Source organism: Flavobacterium aquidurense (genome assembly GCF_001404985.1).
Taxonomy (GTDB): domain Bacteria; phylum Bacteroidota; class Bacteroidia; order Flavobacteriales; family Flavobacteriaceae; genus Flavobacterium; species Flavobacterium aquidurense_B.
The window spans coordinates 307820-325723 of the sequence record NZ_JRLF01000006.1; the positions used below are offsets into that span (position 1 = coordinate 307820).

Sequence of the window (17904 nt, forward strand, 5' to 3'; positions counted from 1 at the left end):
TATTGTCAAGTTGCGAAAGACAATGACAAATTTCTTTAATGAATTTGAAAAGAATTTTAGACGTATAAAATAGCGGCGGGCGGACGAAAAGTAGTAGAGGAAATTCCAATTGGTTTGCTGCTTAAAAAAGCAAAAACATTTTTGTGGTATTCTACAGGAGATGCAAAAGTAAAGTTTACCTCAGAGTTGCAGATATAGACAATCTCTAATTTTTCTTTAAGGCTGTCCTGCATTTGTTTTTCGTTATCAGAATATTTTTTTAGGCTTTTCTGCAGTTCGCATCGCCCATTACAAGAGTTAAAAATCTGTTTGCGCTGTACACAAATTGTACTGGCGATTTCCTGTTGATTCAGTTTGAATGAAGCATAAACAAAAATACTACCCAGGGAAGGCAGAAAAATAAGACCGCAAAGTAGTATGATAATATACTTTTTCAAGAATGTCTATTTGTTTATAAATGCAAAAATACACTAATTTTATTTTCATTCTGAAGAAACTTCTTGTTTGCTTTAACAAAAAATATGGAACAAATTGACACCAATCACGAATTTGACAAGCAAAACCATTCCTTCAATAGGATAATTAATTAACCATTCTTATTTTCTTCAGCCAATTTTGGATTTCAACCTGAACTTGTTTTTCTTTTTCGCCTTCCATTACAAATAAAATTCCATCTCTTTCAATACCACCTTTGACAGAGAAACCTTCTAAAACATTGCTTTTTGGACATAATTCTTTGACAGTTTGAAAACTGCTGCCAACTCCATAACCTGCATTGGTATTAAAGGGAATAACTGTTTTTCCTTCCAAATTATATTCTTTTAAAAAGCTTTTCATTGGAGGCGGCAGCTGCATGCCCCAGGTTGGAAAACCCACAAATACAATATCAAATTTTTCTATATTGGTTATTTTCGTTTTTAGAGGAGGCAGAAAACCTGTTTCATTTTCTTTGGAAACCTGGCTCACGATTGCTTTGTAATCTTCCGGATACGGTTTTTGCAATTCAAGTTCTACTAATGCACCACCAGTATTTTTTTGAATGATTTCAGCAACAGCCTTGGTGTTTTTAGTTCGCGACAAATACACAATCAATATATTTTTATCTTTGGACAATTCTGATTTATTTTGAGCTGATTCCTGTGCTTTACTGCAACTTGAAAATAGGCAGATGATTGCAGTTATTACAAACAAGAATGTTGTTGATTTCTTCATCGTATTAAGTTTAGCAAAATTATTTATCTAATCCTTTTTCTTTCAGCCAGGCAGACATCAGATCAGCAATCTGAATATTATTTAAATCAGAAAAAGGAAAATGCGTATTACCTTTAAGACCTGCTTCCGGAAGATGAACCACAGTTACATCGCCACCTTTTTTGTTTACGGCATCACGCCATAATCTTGCCATTTCCAATCGTGCTCTCCATCCGTCAGCAGCTGAATTTTTTGATGGTTTATCCGGAATATTATCTCCATAGTAAATTACTATCGGAATTTTAGTCAGTTTCATAAAATCTTTTATAGGGATAGCAGTAGCTTCTAAAGCACCTGCTGAACTGGCAATTGGAGACGGAACTTCACCTTCAGGAAATAAAAACCCGCTTCCCGGCTCATAAGATACAATGGCTTTTACATTTTCATTTTTAATAGCCGTAATCCAGCCCATTCCTCCAGAATGTGAATGCGTAACCAAAATGGCAGGACCAATTTTCGTGAAAAGTTGTGAAGCTGCATCTGTAGTAACCTCTATATCAATTGCTCCCAGATTTGGTGTCATAGAACGGAAGTACTGATTAAGTGTTTCCATATCACGCGCAAATTGTACTCCTTCAAAATAATCGGGCCAAATTCCCACACGGAAAACACCAAACCATTGCTGTTCATCAGGAACCGGTTTTATCGAAGCTTCTGAAGTACTTCGTCCTGCATTTCCCCTTCTGGGCTGATTAATCAAATAAACAGGGAATTTTCTACGAAGAAAAATATTCTGAAATCCTTCACGTCCGTCTGGTGTCGTTTCCCATGTTTTAGAAAACTGACCTATACCATGCCACATGACCAAAGAATATTTATGCGCTTTAGCTGGTATTTGATAAAAAACGTAAGCGTGATCCCCTCTAAAAGTCTGTCCTGCGGGAGTAATATTGTAAGGATCAAATGTACCAGGGTTTTCAATGATGGTTCCTCCTACTGCAAAACTTCCCTGTTCTTCAATAATTATTGGCTTTTGTTTTATTTTCTTTTGCGCTGTGATCGAACAACTGTTTAATAGGAGGAAAAGACACAAAATGCTGCATCTTGCACTAATTATCTTTTTCATATTATTTTTCTTTTCTCAATTTCTAAAATTTATTATCCAGGTGTCATTAGCTTTGTAAAAGACAATGATCCTAATTTCCAGCCATTACTTTCTTTTACATACACTTCTGTCACAATAAATGGATTGGTAACTTCATTTCCTCCTACTACTGCTAATAATGTAATTTTGCTCAAAACTATCGCAGTATTATCTATAATATTTACTGAAACCTCGTGAATGTCTGCTTTCTTGTAATGAATTCCTCCACTTTTAATCACATTAATTTCCTGAGTTTTCCCCCAACTTCCTCCCATATGAACAAAAACAGATTTATCATCAAACAAAGGTGTGAGTTTATCGACGTTCTTATCGGCCATCCATTGCCATTTTTGCTGTGAAAGATGAATTACTTCCTTTTCAGCAATAGTATTTTGTGCGAAAGAGTTGTTTGCCATTAGAATAAGTACAAGCAATCCAAAAAGTGATTTTTTCATAATGATGTAAATTTTTAATTTCTATATTTTTTTCTATTTATAAATTTGATGCCACATTTAAAGCCACAGATAAGAATTCATCTGTAATAAATAAAATCATTTCTTTTTTTCAGGCGCTTCCACATCAGAAAAAGCTAAAACTCCGGCTGGCAATCTTTCGCCCAAAATTTTAATTCCATTTAATGCTGCATTGAATTCCTGCAATTCATTTGCAGAAAATTTTATTTGAGAAGTCCTTGTATTTTCTAACATATGAGCCATTTGTGTCGTCCCAGGAATTGGTACAATCCAAGGCTTTTGAGCAAGTAACCAAGCCAGAGAAATTTGAGCTGGCGCAGCTTGCTTTTCGTTACTCCATTTCTGGATTAATTCAACCAAAGCCATATTTGCTGGTAGATTGTCAGGAGAAAATCTTGATTCAATACCACGAATATCTCCTTGAGCAAACCTTGTTCCTTCGTCAATTGCTCCAGTAAGAAAACCAACTCCAAGCGGGCTCCATGAAACAAAGCCAATTCCGAGTTGTTCGCAAAGGGGGATAATTGTTTTTTCAGGACCTCTCCATAAAAGAGAATATTCGTTTTGAATTGCGGTAATCGGATGAATGGCATGTGCCCGTCTAACTGTTTCCTGACCTGGTTCGCTAAGTCCGTAATGGAGCAGTTTACCTTCTTTAATCAGGCTTTGTATAGCACCAACCACATCTTCTATTGGAACCTGCGGATCAACACGGTGCTGATATAATAAATCAATTCTATCGGTTTTAAGACGCTTCAGCATTCCTTCCACTACAATTTTTATGTGTTCGGGACGGCTATTTAAACCCGGTAAACGTTTTCCGGTTTCCTGATCGATATTCCATCCAAATTTTGTAGAAATCACAATTTTATCACGGAAAGAAGCGACTCCCTCGCCTAGTATTTTTTCGACCTCGAAAGGGCCGTAAGCTTCCGCAGCATCAAATAAAGTAACTCCATTGTCATACGCTGATCGGATAATTCGGTGCATTTCTGGTCGTGAAGGAATCGTAGTTTGGTAGTTACGGCTCATATTCTGAACGCCGATACCAATGCTCGAAACTTCCAATTTACCAAGCTTTCTTTTTCCGGGAGCTAGTGGCTTGTTATTTTCTTCTGAATTTAACTCCTCAATTTGTGAATTTGCGAGAGAACGCAACGGAAACAAAGCGCTTGTTGCCAATGCTAAACCTGCTGTTTTTAATATTGATCTTCTATCCATTTAAATGTTATTTGGTTTTGTTATCTGCTTAATTTTCTTTCACTTAACCATTTCACCATATTAGGATCTCTGTGGTCAAAAAACAGGCTTGCATTAGTATCCAAAGTCTGGATAGCTGTCATATCTTCGTTTGATAATTCAAAATCAAAAATGTTGATATTTTCTGCCATTCTTTCTTTGCGAACAGATTTCGGAATCGCTACAACTCCCCTTTGAGCGAGCCATCTCAAGATAACCTGCGCAGTAGATTTATTATATTTTTGACCAATTGTTTTCAGAATCTCATTCTGGAAAATGTCATTTTTTCCTTCCGCAAAAGGTCCCCATGATTCAATTTGAATATTATTATCCTGAAGAAATTTTTGAGATTCATTCTGCTGATGAAAAGGATGTGTTTCTATCTGGTTTACTGCCGGAGTAAAGCCTGTATTAGCAACCAAATCCATTACTCTGTCAGGATGAAAGTTAGAAACCCCAATTGCTTTTACTTTTCCTTCCTTATATAATTCCTGCATGGCACGCCAAGAGCCGTAGATATCACCATAAGGCTGATGGATCAGATACAAATCAAGATAATCTAATTGAAGTAATTCTAATGATTTCTGAAAAGCTATTTTTGTATTTTCATAACCTGCATCACTTACCCAAAGTTTTGTAGTTATAAAAAGTTCTTCTCTTGCAATCCCGCTTCTTTTTATACCTTTTCCAACAGCTTGTTCATTCATGTAAGAAGCAGCCGTATCAATTAATCTGTAACCCGTTTTAATTGCATCTACTACCGCCTGTTCGCATTCTGCCATATCCTGCATTTGAAATACTCCAAAGCCTAAAATGGGCATTTCGACACCATTATTTAATTTTATATTGTACATTGTAATATGATTTATAATTTTATTATTACAAATTTCCGAACTTAAACTGACGGCACTGGTATACGGATTACGGAATCTCCTACCAAGATTACTGATGGAGAGCTAATTGCTGTTTAAGCTATACTTAAATAGCTAAATTTGTGTAACAAATAACGAAAGACATGGGACAAGTATATAACTTCGAGACAATTAGTGCATATAATGATTTTAATAATCATGAAACATTATATCCTTTAGTTAGTATAATTGATTTTAGTAAAGCAGAACCAAGAACCGGTTCTAAAATGAACTTTGAATTATATTGTATATTCTTAAAACAGGTAAAATGCGGAGACTTGAAATATGGTCGTAATTATTACGATTATCAGGAAGGAACATTAGTTTTTATAAAGCCGGGACAAACTATCGATGTAGAAAATAAAGTAGATATTTACCAACCCGCAGGACATGGATTAGTTTTTCACCCCGATTTGATCCGTGGTACATCACTTGCTAAAAGTATTACTGAATATAGTTTTTTTGGTTATGATACCAGTGAAGCGCTACATTTATCAGAGAAAGAAAAACAGCTTGTCTTTGACTGCTTTGCTAAAATTGAAGTAGAATTAAAACAATCAATTGACAAACACAGCAAAAAACTAATTGCATCCAATATTGAGTTGTTTTTGAATTATTGCGAAAGATTTTACGACAGGCAATTTATTACCAGAGATACTACCAATAAAGGAATTGTTGAAAAATTTGAAGAACTTTTAAATAGCTATTTTTCCTCAGATAAGCCTAATAGTATAGGATTACCTTCTGTTGCTTATTATGCCGGAGAACTAAATTTATCTCCTAATTACTTTGGCGATCTTATTAAAAAAGAAACCGGAAAATCTGCTCAGGAATATATTCAGAATAAAATTATTGAAACTGCAAAAGACAAAATATTCGACTCGACAAAGACAATCAATGAGGTGGCTTATGAATTAGGATTTAAATACCCGCAGCATTTTACGCGATTTTTTAAACAGCACGTTGGCAGTACTCCTAATGAATATCGAATTATGAATTAAGGAAATGAAGCCGATAAACGTCAGTCATAAAATTTATGTTGCTGTCCTAAACAAATTTTGATGTTTATTTTCTAAAAACATTTATTTAATTTTTAATATTATTTGAATCAAATTCTTAAAGAATAAATCAAATAATCTTATGGATTTCAACCTGAATAAATATTTTAAAAAAAATCAAAACAAAAACCATTCTAAATTATTTGTTTTATAAAAGCCTCACCATTATTATCTTAAAATACTCTTTTAATGATAATTTAGCTTTTCTACGAAATCTATTACCAGTCAATTTTCGTATATGAGGTTAAAGCATTTATCATGGAAACATTATCAATATTTCATATAAAAATTCTGCAAATACTTGCCGGAAGATATGACATGAGCATTACTTTAGAAGAGTTGACCAGCCTTCTTTCTCCTGTATTTAATTCTCAAACAGTATTTATCGACAATATGCCTACCGAAAAGAAAAACCAAGTAATAGTACTAGATGCTTTACTAGTTTTGAACGACCAGGGATATGTCTTTTTAAATTCAGATACAGACAAAAGCTGCATAACTGTAAAAGGTTTGATTCAAATAAACAATAAGATCTTGTGCAATTAGCTTCGATCTGCAAGAAAATGCATCTTTCCCTGAAAAATTAAACTTTGGCTTTCAAAATCTTTGCACGCTTTATATGAAGTTTATATTATCTGATACTTAGCCATTTTAATTATTAGCCGCTATCCAGTCATAAATTTCTGTTTGAGAACGTCTTGATGAATCTTTATTAATTACATCCAAGTCATTTAATCCCTCAGAAGTAATACTTCTTCTTTTTGTATTATCTGCCAACTGCAGCTCAATGACTTTATTTATTTCTTGCATAAGATTTTTATCTGATATAGGAAAAGCAACTTCAATTCTTCTGTTTAAATTTCGGCTTAACATATCTGCAGAAGATAAATAGATCTTCTCTTTGCCGTTATTTGCGAATTTATAAATTCTGCCATGTTCTAAAAACATATCCACAATCCGATAAATTTTAATATTCTCCGAAACATTTTTAATTCCAGGCAGCAAAGTACAGATACCGCGGACAATAAGCGTCACTTCAACACCATTTTGGCTTGCTTCAATTAGTTTTTGTATAATATCTTTTTCATCAACTCCATTTACTTTTAAAAGCAGAGAAGCGTGTTTACCTTCTTTTTTATTTTTTATCTCATTATCAATCATATCTATTAACTCCTCTTTCATATTAAAACCCGCAGCCAAAATATGATTTAAAGTTTTTGATTTTTTTTTCGTTTTTAAAAAAGCGAAAACTTTGTTCAGATTGTTGGTGTATTTTTCTTCTGAAGTAAAAAAACCAAAATCAGAATAAATACTTGCTGTGCTTTCATTGAAATTTCCTGTCGATAAGTAGCTGTAATTCTTCTTTTTGCCTTGCTTATCTTTCATAGTAACCATAGCTGCTTTAGCATGAACCTTTAAATTAGGCATACTTTGAATTATTTTTATTCCGGCTTTCTTCATTTCTTTAGACCAGAATAAATTGTTGTACTCATCAAACCTCGCTTTTACTTCAACGAAAACAGTGACCTTTTTTCCGTTTTTTGCGGCGCTGATTAATGCGTTTGCAATCAGGGACTGGGATGAAATACGATATAAGGTGATTTTAATCTCAGTAACTTCTCTGTGAATTGCAGCCTGATTAAAAAACTGTAAAACGTAATGGTACGACTGATACGGAAAATGAAGCAGCTGGTTCTGTTTGTCTATGATCTCAAAAATAGAATCATTGCTTTCAAAAGGCTGATGTTTTAGAGCGGGATAATTTTTACCCTGCAGTTTGGGCTTTACCGGATTTGGAAATCTGAATAAATCAAAGAAATTATGATGAGTTCCTCCTTTTATCATTTCGTTATCGTGCAGGTTAAATACTTTTTTACAGACTAAAACAGCCTCAGGATCCATATTAGAATCATACAGAAATCTTGTTGAGGACCCATGTTTTCTTTCTGCTACTTTTTCTTCAATTTTGGCTATTAAATCTCCTGAATTTTCATCTTTTATAAGGTAATTTTCATCTCGGTTTAATTTTATTGCATTACAGGAAACAACTTCCATTGAAGGAAATATAAAGGTTAGGCAGTTTTTAATTATAGTATCTAAAGAAATAATATAATGTTTGTTTCCAATACTTTGCAGCTGTTTAAACCGGTCTAATTTGTCTGAGGGAATATTTACATAGGCATAATTAATTTTTTCATTGGCATCCATCAATTTTATAAGAAGATACAAACCTCTGTTGTCCAGAAAATAGTTTTTTGATTTGGGACTCGAAATGTAAATTACCTGAATGTATGACAGTATAAAACTCTTAAAATAATATTCAATTTCCTGCAGGTGATCTGCTGGTATTTTTTGATTTTCATAATAGGTAATATTATTTTCAGCAAGTTCGGGCAATATTGAATTTCTCCAGATTTCTCCAAATCTATTCTGCTGCCTGTTGACCTCTGTCAATATCTGTTCCAATAAATCTATGCTCTTTTTTGAATTCTTCTTGAGCAGTTTGTTTATTTTAACCCTGAAAAATTCATCTAAATTTGAAGAATGAATCGCTAAAAATTTAATTCTTTCATACAATGCGTTAGTAATATCATCAGCTTCATCTAAAATACAATTATTGAATGACAGCCATGAAATTTCTGAGGGAATAAGATAGTTTTGCACGTCTAAAAGGATGTTTAATGAAAATTAAAAAAGGTATAAATTTCAGTAATAATTACTTTTAATTCAAGTTTAACCCAGAAATTAACCATAATTTCATTTAAGGCTAACATTTCTAAAATTGCCAATTTTGATTAATTATAAATTCGGGTCATTTTAAAGTCTTCCGGAAGATGTAAAATCATCGGGAATTTTTCGACTTTTACAGAACTGGTATCCAGTCCAAAACCTTTTTCCTCAGACAAACTGAATTTCTTAAGTAAAAAATAACTGTTCATAATTACTTTTTCAGACCACGTAAAATCATTGTCCATTGAAAGTATTTTTTTAGATAACACAAATTTAAAATCTCCCATTATGTTATTGCTGTTCAATGACACGTAACGGCTGGTTATGTCTACTTCTCTTTTTATTACCATGTCGCGAATCACTTCCTTAAACATTAGATTTGTTTTCATAGGCTCTCTAAATCCAAGATAAAAATCAATTCGGTATAAATCATCCTTTACCATTTCGGTTACTTTATAGTCTCTCCTGTAAGGCTGATCAACAATATTAATGTGAATGAACCAGTAGATATCGGCTCTCTTAGGACGCATTTGTAAGATAGAATATATTGCTTTTTGCTCAATGTCACTTGTTCTTACAGCATTTGTCATGTAAACCAAATGTGTTGCATATTTGGGAATCGATTCGTCTATACTTAGTTCAGAAAGTACTTTTTTATATCCTTCAATTGGGACATATTTGGTGTAATTTTTACTAATCGATTTTGCTTTCCACCAGGTTGCCATTACTGCAATCAGGATCAATGCGACAAATACGGCAACATATCCGCCATGCATGAATTTATTTAAACTGGCAATTAAAAAACTAAGTTCGATTACCATATAAATTGTTATAGATGCCGAAATAATGTACCACGGAATTCTTCTCATGATCAGATAATAATTAAGCAGCAAAGTGGTCATAATCATACACAAAACAATTGCAAGTCCATAAGCGGCTTCCATTTTTTGAGATTCCCTGAAATGAAGTACAATCATAATACAACCCAACATCATAAGCCAGTTTATTGACGGGATATACAATTGTCCTTTTTGTTCTGTAGGATATTTGATTTTCACCTTTGGCCAGAAATTCAATTTTATCGCCTCATTAATCAAAGTAAATGAACCGCTTATTAAAGCTTGCGAAGCGATAACCGCTGCCAGTGTGGCAATTACAATTCCGGCAGGTATAAACCATTCCGGCATCATTAAGTAAAAAGGATTTGCATATTTTCCGCCAAGACTAAATAACGTTTCTCCCTCATGCTGAATCAAATAAGCGGCTTGTCCGAAGTAATTTAACAGCAACGCACTTTTAACAAAAATCCAGCTGATTCTGATATTTTTTCTGCCGCAATGCCCCATGTCAGAATATAAAGCTTCCGCTCCTGTTGTACACAAGAAAACAAAACCCAATACATAAAATCCTTCCGGATGAATGCTCAGCAAATGATATGCATAATAAGGATTTACGGCTTTTAAAACATCTGGATGATGTGTAATTTGCATGATTCCCAAAACTGCCAGCATACCAAACCAGATCAGCATTATAGGTGCAAAAAATTTCCCAACCAATTTAGTTCCAAACTGCTGAATGGCAAAAAGCGCAACCAAAATGGCTATAATTATAGGTACGGTATCAATTTTAGGATATAAGGTTCTCATCCCTTCAATTGCCGATGATACAGACATTGGCGGTGTAATAATTCCATCAGCAAGTAATGCGCTTCCGCCAATAATAGCCGGAACAATTAACCATTTTACTTTCGTACGCCTCACTAAGGCATAAAGCGCAAAAATACCGCCTTCACCATTATTATCAGCGCTTAGTGTAATGAAAATGTATTTTATTGTGGCTTGTAAAGTCAATGTCCAAAGTACCGCTGATACTCCGCCCAAAACTACATTTTTATCAATATTGTGAATTCCAATTATGGCTTTCATTACATATAATGGCGAAGTGCCAATATCACCGTAAATTATTCCTAATGCTATAAACAAGCCTCCCAGCGTTAATTTACTGTGCAAATCGTTATGTTTTCCGCTCATAATTTAAAATATAATACTGCTAATTATTAAACATTTTGTGTTTCGTAACCCTCTATCCATTGTTTTTCTTCAGCAGCAATTATTTCTAACTTCGCTACAATATGAACAAGATTATTCTCCAGAGAAATTCGTCCGTCACGCAATTCTTTGTTATAAAAATCTTTTTCTGATTTGTAAAATCATCTCTCCTGTATAAATATACTCAGAATTATCGTGACTTTTCTTCGGAGAGGTTCTTTTTAAGGCTTCTTTGAGATAAATATCGATTTCAATTAAGGCTCACGATTTTTTTTAAGTTACTGAAGAATCATATTTTTAATCTCAACCGTAATTATTAGATTCTGAAATATTGGAGCGGCTGCGTATTTGTTCGCTAAGAGTTTGTTTTTTGTGTTTAGATTTCAATTTTATTCATTTCTGAGTTTTCAAATCTAAATTTTGATACTAATACTTACAGTAAAATAATTTAAATTTACCTTCACAGACTTGATTTTTTAAGTTCAAAAATCCCTTCTAAAATTTATATCTAGAATCTTATTTTCATTCAATTACCAGTTTTTTAAAATTTATACCTTACGATACATACAAAACATTTTCGAATCAAAATTAGAATAATTAACTAATAACAAAATTCTACTCTATGAAAACTAAACATTTATTAATCAGATTATTAATTTTTAGCATAATGATATTTAATACAAAAGCTTTTGCCCAGCAGGATAATAGAAAAGTTCGAATTGCCAAAATAGAAGTTTATCCCTCTTTTCTAAATGAATATAAAACAGCACTTGCGGAGCATGCAGAAATTGCCGTTAAAGTTGAACCCGGAGTGCTCGCTCTTCAGGCTGTGTATGACAAAAAGCAACCGGAATTGGTAACGGTTTTTGAAGTATATGCCAGTGAAGAAGCATATCAGATACATTTAAAAACACCACATTTTTTAAAATATAAAAATGGTACTTTAAAAATGGTAAAATCTTTGGAACTTATAGAGGTCTCTCCTATTGCACTTGAGATTAAACCTGAATTAATTAAAAATAAAAAATAGAAATAAAGGAAATTAATAGATAATAGTATCCTATTTCAACAACATTCTTTCCGTAATTGTTTTATTTGAGGAAGTCTCAATTCCGGTAACTTCGGCATACTTTACATTGGGCAGCCAGAAAGAACCTCCTTCAATGCGTACAAATATTTTTTCTACCAGTATTCTTTTCTGATTTACACTTACGAAAACATGGTATTTTTGATCTGAATCTATCTTTTTTAAGGTTAAGGGTAACTTTTTGTATGATACAAATTGAATTTCAAACTCTTCATTATCCAGGGTTTTACTTTCTAATCCGTATGCAAATTTTCGTTGCATATAACTAAAATCCTTTTTTTCTCCTTTCTCAGCATATCGAATCCAATAGGCTTTTATAGGATTGTTTTTATCTATTTTTCCATTTTCCTGGTAGTTTATGGCATAAATAGCAGTGTTTATATTGGGATCTCGCTGAATATAAAATAACATATTATCTACATTTTTAGGCGTAGGAAAATGTAATGGCGACGGATTTTTGGATTGTGCCAATAAATTTCCGGAAATTATATTTACTAAGATCGTTATCACGATTAGTGATTTTGTAATATATTTAAATAATAATTTGTTCATAAACGAAATTTTCATTGGTTGTAAATATTTAAATATCCCAAGGCTTCGGGCAATGTCATTAAGTTAAGCTTTTAGAAAATAAAATTATTGCAAATCAAATCCGTTTTATCCGCGTTTTTACGAAGTAAATCTGTTTTATCCGCATCAAAATTAGACGCTGATTTTACGGATTCGCAAAAGCGAAAACGCTGATAAAAACGGATTTTTTAATTATATACTAATTTGATTCGATTACATTCTGTTTTTCATTTGCCTTAAAAACCCAATATTTAATCAGTGGATAATTAAACCCATACGAAACGAAACTATCCGTGATTAATCTTCCGATTCTATAATCGATTTGAAATACTTTTTGCAGAATAAGCGTACCAAATGATTTTAAGGAAATACTTCCCAATACCACCAACGCAAATTTAAAAAGCTGACTATTGATGTGGCTGCTACAACCGGATTGATTTTTAAATACCCAAAATCTATTGATACTAAAATTGACAATGGCGCCAACGGTTCCGGAGATTAGAATAGAAAAGGTAAAATGCATTTTAAATACTTCGGTTAATAAAATCATTAGACCATAATCTGTAATGCCGCCTAAAAATGCCGCAACTTGTGCTTGTAGAAAAGTCATAATAGATTTTTTTCTGAACATATCAGCCTTGGTTTTTATCTTTTAAATCGCCTAATTTTAAAAGCTTTAAGCTATCAATAACATTGATTATAAATAAGATAATAGAGATTAAGCCAGCCAAATAGGTAATTGATCCAGGAAATAAAACTTCTATAATTAAAATTAAAGCAATAATAAATCGAAGTTCTGTTGGGCCAACAAATCCCGAATCTATACTGTACTCATTTGTAATTCTGTATCGTAACTGACTGATAATGATAGACCAGCCATACAATGCGACAAAAGCAAAGGCTACTATTTGTGTGCCATTTTTAGCATAAATATAATAGCCAAAGCCTATAAGTACAATACCAACCCAATCGGCAATAATATCGAGTGCAAAACCATACCAACGGCGTTGAATATTTCTATAATAAGCCAATCTTCCGTCTAAAGAATCGCCTAACCAATTTATAGCCAAACCAATGATACCCAAAAGTAAATACCAATTTGCTACATAAGTGCCTAAAACAAAAGCTAAAAAAACGAATCCTGAACCAAGCGTACCAAGTAAAGTGAGCAAATTAGGCGAAATGAATCCAGGCACTTTTGGAAGCAAGAATACAATCGTTAACTGTTCTGCTCTTTTTAAAATATTAGTTCGCTTACGGTCGGAAAATGTTCTTTGTATAATTGCACTGTAATCTTCAAGCTGTGTTTCTTTTCCCATTAATAACGCAATATTTGCAAGCCTGATACTATAGCCAGTTCCAGTTTTATCATTTTTAGTTTTGCTTTTCTTTGCCTATTTTTAAAAAAATCGGTGGTTCTTTTTAGTTTACCTGATCTAACCAGATAACTAAATGCGATAATAATCAGCATATTATTTTACAATTCCTGCAAAACGTTGATAGAAAACCGTTGGACTGTTCTCATTTTTAGGAGCGTATTTTCCGGCTATAATCGGGATATAAATAACCCTCCTTCTACTTTCTTCGCCACGAATAGATGATTCTGCAACTCTGTGCCACAAACGGCCATCGTGAATCGTTAAATCTCCAGCTTCCGGATTGATGGATACTTCCTGTGGATCCGGTTTATTATCTAAAAAGTATTTTTTACGAAAAAGCATTTGATAAATACTTTGTTTATGAGTACCCGGAATAATTTTAAGACCGCCGTTTTCGGGTTGTAAAGTGCTTAAATGAATCCCCACATTGAGCATCGGGTTTAATTTTGCACCATAAAAAATATCTCTCAAACCATCTGTATGCCAGCCCATTTTAGTAAACTTACTTTCCGGCCCATTGATATAATGGTTAAAAACCATTCCGTCTTTTTCTTCAGTACCTAATCTTGCTTCATCGCCTGCCAATGGCAATAAACTATTAAATCTCGGGTCAAGTAAAAGACCGCTTAAGGTTTGATGATGTTGATTGATAAAAGCAAAACGTTGTACAATAGCAGAGCCATCTAAATCTTTTCCGTATTTAATGGGAACACCGTTTATTTTTTGAAGATTGTTGTCAATCCATTTTTGCTCGACTTGTTTTGAGGCATCAATGATGGATGAAACAGTTTCCGGATTTATAAATTTTTTGAAATGGATGAAACCATGTTCGTTAAAAAACGCAATTTGCTCATTAGTTAATTGCTCAGTAAGGGTAAAGGTTTTATAAGAAGATACCATGATAATATAGATTTAATAAATGAAATAATATAGTTTGAAATTTTATCTAAAACAGAATAACAACAGCAACAACAAAACATTAGCATGTTGGCGTGCATTCGTTTTTCAGATAAATTAAACCTATTTTCTCTTTTATTTGACATACTCTATAGAATTAGTAGAATTTAATACAAACTTAATATAATTTTTCTTTTACAAAGAATATTTTTTTTATTTTTTTTTCGAAAAAATTAAATTTTATAAATTCCGGCAGCCGTTTTTTCGATAAATCCCTTTGGTAGTATGCGATTGGCGTAAACCGAAATGATATTTGTAAAACCCGGAATAACTTCAGATTTTTTATTGAACATGGCTTTTACGGCCATTTTTGCTACTTCATCTGGCTGCATATTAAACTTTTCAGCCATTTTACTAAAAGCATTTAAACCAGCTCTTTCTGCAAAACCAGTATCAACCGGACCCGGACTAAAACAAGTTACTGAAATCGAAGTTTGGGCAAGTTCGAAACGCAAGGCTCGGGTAAACGATAAAACAAAAGCCTTTGTAGCCGAATAAACAGCCAGCGTAGGTACAGCCTGATAAGCTGCGGTACTCGATATATTTAAAATGTAGGCTTGTTTTTGTTGTGAAAGTATGGGCACTAATAAATGCGAAAGTTCTACCACTACATTCATGTTAAGCTGCATCATACCAAGCTGATCCGTTAGAGAAGACTTACTAAAATCGCCCCAAACACCATAACCGGCATTGTTCACTAAAAAACCAACCGGATAGTTATTCGTTTTTATCCAATCTATTACTTTTAGCGAGGCATCATGTATCGAAAGATCAAGCGATAAAACAGCAGCATTTATGCCGTATTTAGCCTTAAGATCATCAGATAATGCTTTTAATTCCTCTTCACTTCTTGCAACAAGCAATAATGGATAACCTTGTTTAGCCAACTCATAAGCAATAGATTTTCCTATGCCTTTGCTGGCTCCGGTTATTAAGGCATATGATTTCGTTTTTTCGCTCATTTTATTCATTTAATCATCAAATATAAAGATTAATTGTAACCTTAGTGTGTACAATCTTTATATTGATTACGCTCACCTTCCCTATCTTATGTGACTTATTACAGTCTGCATTCTTTATGCAGTTGTTGATTTAACGCTTCAAAAAATCTAAAATAAGTTCATTATCTTACATAAAATTAAACTTTAATATTATGGAAACATCCTCTGTCATTTTCATAAAAATTCTTCAGATCCTTGCCTGAAGATACAATATGAGCTTCTCTTTAGATGAGATAACAAAGCTTATTACTTCATTTTCTGATGTTTCGAAATTTACTGAAGACATTAATGCCCAAAAGGAAAATAAAGCAAAACTACTGAACATTTTAATCTTAGTGGATTATGAGGGTTATATTTTTCTTAATCCATACACAGACGAAAGTGTAAAACTATAAAAGGTTTAATTAAGATAAATAATAAAGTATTTTGGAATTAAGTTCTTAAAAGATACCTTCTTCTATTTAGTTTAATTCTGTTTGTAATAATCAAGATATTCATCTTAGATTAATACGAATTATATAAAATAAAACCATATGCATATAAAAACAGAAACAAATTTTAACTGCACCTTTGTGGTTATAAATTATCCTCTGGTTTACTTTACCAAAATTTAATTTCCTATACAAAAAAATCATACAATATAAATAGTTCTGCAGTGTTCATTCCAAGGACTACTATTCTGTGTTTATTTAGTTTTTAATTCAGTTTGATTTACTGAGAAAAATTTTTAAGTAGACATAAAATGGAAGATTATGTTTATTATGGACGCCCGTCTGATATGTAATGTATCCGGCGGGTTTTTCATTTATAATTATCAAACATAAATATTAGATTTGATAATATTTTAAAGCTTATTTTACGTTATGACGGCAGTAAAAAAGTAATTTCTTTTAACAGACGTTAATATTAACATAATAAAAAACTATTTTTTAACTCGTTATCATTTATGCACTACATTTGACCAAATTAAATATTTAAGATGCAAGAAGGTACAGTAAAATTTTTCAATGAAGAAAAAGGATTCGGATTTATAACTCCTAACAGTGGAGGAAACGAAGTTTTTGTTCATGTTTCAGGTCTATCAGAAAACATTCGTGAAAACGATTCAGTTCGATATGATATTCAGGAAGGCCGCAAAGGTCCAAACGCAGTAAACGTAGTCATAGCATAACATACTATAGAATTAGTTTATAAAGCACCTGTCTCAAAACAGGTGCTTTTTTATTTAAACCCATTCAACACCTGTTTTCTCTAAATCCTTAAATTAGTTTTTAAGCATTCCATCAAATATAAAACCATGAAATGGTAAGACAGAATACCAGTATAGTTTGCCCATAAATCCCCGCGGTTTAAAAGTGGCCGCCTGATATAAGGTATTATTGATTACTTTAAATTCCAGCCAGGCTTCGCCCGGAAGTTTCATTTCGGCATATAGAATCAGTTTCCTTCGGTTTTATTGGCGTAAACCACTCTTCAGAAATCCAGTGCATCACCTGCATGTATTTGCGTTTTATGTGTTCTCCCTCTTCTGGTTCCCACACCACCAAAAATTTTATCGATGAACCCGAGCAACTCCCAAAGCCAATCGGCATAGTACCAACCTGTTTGCCCGCCTATTGACCAAATTCGTGCAATTGTATACTCCCTATTAATAATTGTTCTTTTTCTTCTGTCAATAAAACCCCCTCTTTTGGGAACCTTTAGATATTGAGAAACATTTCCCTTAAATTTTCCGCTTACCTGTGCATCTTTCCAGCTGGAAATAATAACATCATCACTAATCTTTTTTAAAGCCCTCTCTAATGCCTAAAAAATACCTTAATAAAATAAGCCAGTCTGCTCAAAGGATGGAAAATATCATAGAGGGAATTCATAGCCTTTGAAAGGCTGCATTCTAAAGATCAGTTTGAAGGCAATAGCCTTGGTCTTGCCCTGTGCAGAAAAATCGCAAAACGACACAATGGAAAAATCACTGCAACGGGAGAGAAAGACAATGGGGCTGAGTTTATAGTTACGCTTCCTTTAAAACAAACGGTCGATACTATATAAAAAACTGTCGTTTGACACTTTTAAAATATCACAGCTGTTTTTATTCATTTAACATTTTATAATTGAT

Annotated in this window: 21 protein-coding genes; 6 read left to right on the top strand and 15 right to left on the bottom strand. The window is 33.0% G+C overall.

Annotated elements, in window-relative coordinates; translation table 11 throughout:
• Positions 1-56: 56 nt before the first annotated feature.
• The 6 genes from RC62_RS03050 to RC62_RS03075 form a co-directional block, all read right to left on the bottom strand.
• A complete protein-coding gene (locus tag RC62_RS03050; protein WP_055092497.1) occupies positions 57-437 on the bottom strand; it encodes a hypothetical protein in 381 nt (126 codons plus the stop codon).
• 145 nt (positions 438-582) lie between these two features.
• A complete protein-coding gene (locus tag RC62_RS03055; RefSeq protein ID WP_055092499.1) occupies positions 583-1212 on the bottom strand; it encodes a flavodoxin family protein in 630 nt (209 codons plus the stop codon).
• Positions 1213-1231: 19 nt separating this feature from the next.
• Positions 1232-2317, bottom strand: a complete 1086-nt coding sequence (locus RC62_RS03060; protein ID WP_055092501.1) for an alpha/beta hydrolase — start codon at positions 2315-2317, stop codon at positions 1232-1234.
• Positions 2318-2349: 32 nt separating this feature from the next.
• Positions 2350-2790, bottom strand: a complete 441-nt coding sequence (locus tag RC62_RS03065; RefSeq protein ID WP_055092503.1) for a nuclear transport factor 2 family protein — start codon at positions 2788-2790, stop codon at positions 2350-2352.
• Between the two features lie 96 nt (positions 2791-2886).
• Positions 2887-4029 carry an aldo/keto reductase gene (locus tag RC62_RS03070; RefSeq protein ID WP_055092505.1) on the bottom strand — a complete coding sequence of 381 codons (1143 nt, stop codon included), beginning with the start codon at positions 4027-4029 and terminating at the stop codon, positions 2887-2889.
• Between the two features lie 20 nt (positions 4030-4049).
• Positions 4050-4901 (bottom strand): aldo/keto reductase, encoded by an 852-nt coding sequence (locus RC62_RS03075; protein WP_055092507.1) that lies wholly within the window; start codon positions 4899-4901, stop codon positions 4050-4052.
• Between the two features lie 161 nt (positions 4902-5062).
• Between RC62_RS03075 and RC62_RS03080 the strand changes: the two genes are divergently transcribed.
• Positions 5063-5959: a helix-turn-helix domain-containing protein gene (locus tag RC62_RS03080; protein WP_055092509.1), complete on the top strand. Its 897-nt coding sequence runs from the start codon at positions 5063-5065 to the stop codon at positions 5957-5959.
• 315 nt (positions 5960-6274) lie between these two features.
• Positions 6275-6562, top strand: a complete 288-nt coding sequence (locus RC62_RS03085) for a hypothetical protein (RefSeq protein ID WP_055092511.1) — start codon at positions 6275-6277, stop codon at positions 6560-6562.
• A 105-nt stretch (positions 6563-6667) separates the two neighbouring features.
• On the opposite strand, the gene ppk1 is transcribed toward RC62_RS03085, so the two are convergent.
• Together ppk1 and RC62_RS03095 are read right to left on the bottom strand one after the other, a co-directional pair.
• Positions 6668-8680: a polyphosphate kinase 1 gene (gene ppk1, locus RC62_RS03090; RefSeq protein WP_055092513.1), complete on the bottom strand. Its 2013-nt coding sequence runs from the start codon at positions 8678-8680 to the stop codon at positions 6668-6670.
• Between the two features lie 131 nt (positions 8681-8811).
• Positions 8812-10776 (bottom strand): KUP/HAK/KT family potassium transporter, encoded by a 1965-nt coding sequence (locus RC62_RS03095; protein ID WP_055092515.1) that lies wholly within the window; start codon positions 10774-10776, stop codon positions 8812-8814.
• A gap of 640 nt (positions 10777-11416) precedes the next feature.
• Between RC62_RS03095 and RC62_RS03100 the strand changes: the two genes are divergently transcribed.
• Positions 11417-11824, top strand: coding sequence for a putative quinol monooxygenase (locus RC62_RS03100; RefSeq protein WP_082421199.1), 408 nt, complete (start codon positions 11417-11419; stop codon positions 11822-11824).
• A 30-nt stretch (positions 11825-11854) separates the two neighbouring features.
• On the opposite strand, the gene RC62_RS03105 is transcribed toward RC62_RS03100, so the two are convergent.
• From RC62_RS03105 to RC62_RS03125, 5 genes are all read right to left on the bottom strand, one after another.
• A complete protein-coding gene (locus RC62_RS03105) occupies positions 11855-12433 on the bottom strand; it encodes a DUF4833 domain-containing protein (RefSeq protein WP_055092938.1) in 579 nt (192 codons plus the stop codon).
• Positions 12434-12650: 217 nt separating this feature from the next.
• A complete protein-coding gene (locus tag RC62_RS03110; protein WP_245176768.1) occupies positions 12651-13061 on the bottom strand; it encodes a GtrA family protein in 411 nt (136 codons plus the stop codon).
• Positions 13062-13083: 22 nt separating this feature from the next.
• Complete coding sequence (locus RC62_RS03115) at positions 13084-13770, bottom strand: CDP-alcohol phosphatidyltransferase family protein (RefSeq protein ID WP_055092521.1); 687 nt, start codon at positions 13768-13770, stop codon at positions 13084-13086.
• Positions 13771-13923: 153 nt separating this feature from the next.
• Positions 13924-14730: a phytanoyl-CoA dioxygenase family protein gene (locus RC62_RS03120; protein ID WP_055092522.1), complete on the bottom strand. Its 807-nt coding sequence runs from the start codon at positions 14728-14730 to the stop codon at positions 13924-13926.
• 230 nt (positions 14731-14960) lie between these two features.
• On the bottom strand, positions 14961-15749 hold the full coding sequence (locus RC62_RS03125; protein ID WP_055092940.1) for an SDR family NAD(P)-dependent oxidoreductase: 789 nt from the start codon (positions 15747-15749) through the stop codon (positions 14961-14963).
• 251 nt (positions 15750-16000) lie between these two features.
• Here RC62_RS03125 and RC62_RS03130 point away from each other — a divergent pair, with 251 nt between their 5' ends.
• On the top strand, positions 16001-16183 hold the full coding sequence (locus RC62_RS03130) for a hypothetical protein (protein WP_055092524.1): 183 nt from the start codon (positions 16001-16003) through the stop codon (positions 16181-16183).
• 584 nt (positions 16184-16767) lie between these two features.
• A complete protein-coding gene (locus RC62_RS03135) occupies positions 16768-16959 on the top strand; it encodes a cold-shock protein (RefSeq protein ID WP_055092526.1) in 192 nt (63 codons plus the stop codon).
• A 93-nt stretch (positions 16960-17052) separates the two neighbouring features.
• Here the strand turns inward: RC62_RS03135 and RC62_RS23160 are convergent, their stop codons facing one another.
• Positions 17053-17211: a DUF2867 domain-containing protein gene (locus RC62_RS23160; RefSeq protein ID WP_262494057.1), complete on the bottom strand. Its 159-nt coding sequence runs from the start codon at positions 17209-17211 to the stop codon at positions 17053-17055.
• A 50-nt stretch (positions 17212-17261) separates the two neighbouring features.
• Complete coding sequence (locus RC62_RS23230) at positions 17262-17570, bottom strand: DUF2867 domain-containing protein (protein WP_410501009.1); 309 nt, start codon at positions 17568-17570, stop codon at positions 17262-17264.
• A 105-nt stretch (positions 17571-17675) separates the two neighbouring features.
• Here RC62_RS23230 and RC62_RS23170 point away from each other — a divergent pair, with 105 nt between their 5' ends.
• Positions 17676-17837, top strand: coding sequence for an ATP-binding protein (locus RC62_RS23170; RefSeq protein ID WP_262494061.1), 162 nt, complete (start codon positions 17676-17678; stop codon positions 17835-17837).
• The last annotated feature ends 67 nt before the right edge of the window (positions 17838-17904 follow it).

Excerpts from the sequence above, each read along its gene's own strand:
- RC62_RS03080 (WP_055092509.1), top strand. The coding sequence starts at position 5,063 with ATGGGACAAGTATATAACTTCGAGACAATTAGTGCATATAATGATTTT.
- RC62_RS03125 (WP_055092940.1), bottom strand. The coding sequence starts at position 15,749 with ATGAGCGAAAAAACGAAATCATATGCCTTAATAACCGGAGCCAGCAAA.
- RC62_RS03060 (WP_055092501.1), bottom strand. The coding sequence starts at position 2,317 with ATGAAAAAGATAATTAGTGCAAGATGCAGCATTTTGTGTCTTTTCCTC.
- RC62_RS03085 (WP_055092511.1), top strand. The coding sequence starts at position 6,275 with ATGGAAACATTATCAATATTTCATATAAAAATTCTGCAAATACTTGCC.
- RC62_RS23160 (WP_262494057.1), bottom strand. The coding sequence starts at position 17,211 with ATGAAACTTCCGGGCGAAGCCTGGCTGGAATTTAAAGTAATCAATAAT.
- RC62_RS03055 (WP_055092499.1), bottom strand. The coding sequence starts at position 1,212 with ATGAAGAAATCAACAACATTCTTGTTTGTAATAACTGCAATCATCTGC.
- RC62_RS03130 (WP_055092524.1), top strand. The coding sequence starts at position 16,001 with ATGAGCTTCTCTTTAGATGAGATAACAAAGCTTATTACTTCATTTTCT.
- RC62_RS03110 (WP_245176768.1), bottom strand. The coding sequence starts at position 13,061 with ATGACTTTTCTACAAGCACAAGTTGCGGCATTTTTAGGCGGCATTACA.
- RC62_RS03120 (WP_055092522.1), bottom strand. The coding sequence starts at position 14,730 with ATGGTATCTTCTTATAAAACCTTTACCCTTACTGAGCAATTAACTAAT.
- RC62_RS03115 (WP_055092521.1), bottom strand. The coding sequence starts at position 13,770 with ATGGGAAAAGAAACACAGCTTGAAGATTACAGTGCAATTATACAAAGA.
- RC62_RS03070 (WP_055092505.1), bottom strand. The coding sequence starts at position 4,029 with ATGGATAGAAGATCAATATTAAAAACAGCAGGTTTAGCATTGGCAACA.
- RC62_RS03105 (WP_055092938.1), bottom strand. The coding sequence starts at position 12,433 with ATGAACAAATTATTATTTAAATATATTACAAAATCACTAATCGTGATA.
- RC62_RS03065 (WP_055092503.1), bottom strand. The coding sequence starts at position 2,790 with ATGAAAAAATCACTTTTTGGATTGCTTGTACTTATTCTAATGGCAAAC.
- RC62_RS03135 (WP_055092526.1), top strand. The coding sequence starts at position 16,768 with ATGCAAGAAGGTACAGTAAAATTTTTCAATGAAGAAAAAGGATTCGGA.
- RC62_RS03095 (WP_055092515.1), bottom strand. The coding sequence starts at position 10,776 with ATGAGCGGAAAACATAACGATTTGCACAGTAAATTAACGCTGGGAGGC.
- RC62_RS03100 (WP_082421199.1), top strand. The coding sequence starts at position 11,417 with ATGAAAACTAAACATTTATTAATCAGATTATTAATTTTTAGCATAATG.
- RC62_RS03075 (WP_055092507.1), bottom strand. The coding sequence starts at position 4,901 with ATGTACAATATAAAATTAAATAATGGTGTCGAAATGCCCATTTTAGGC.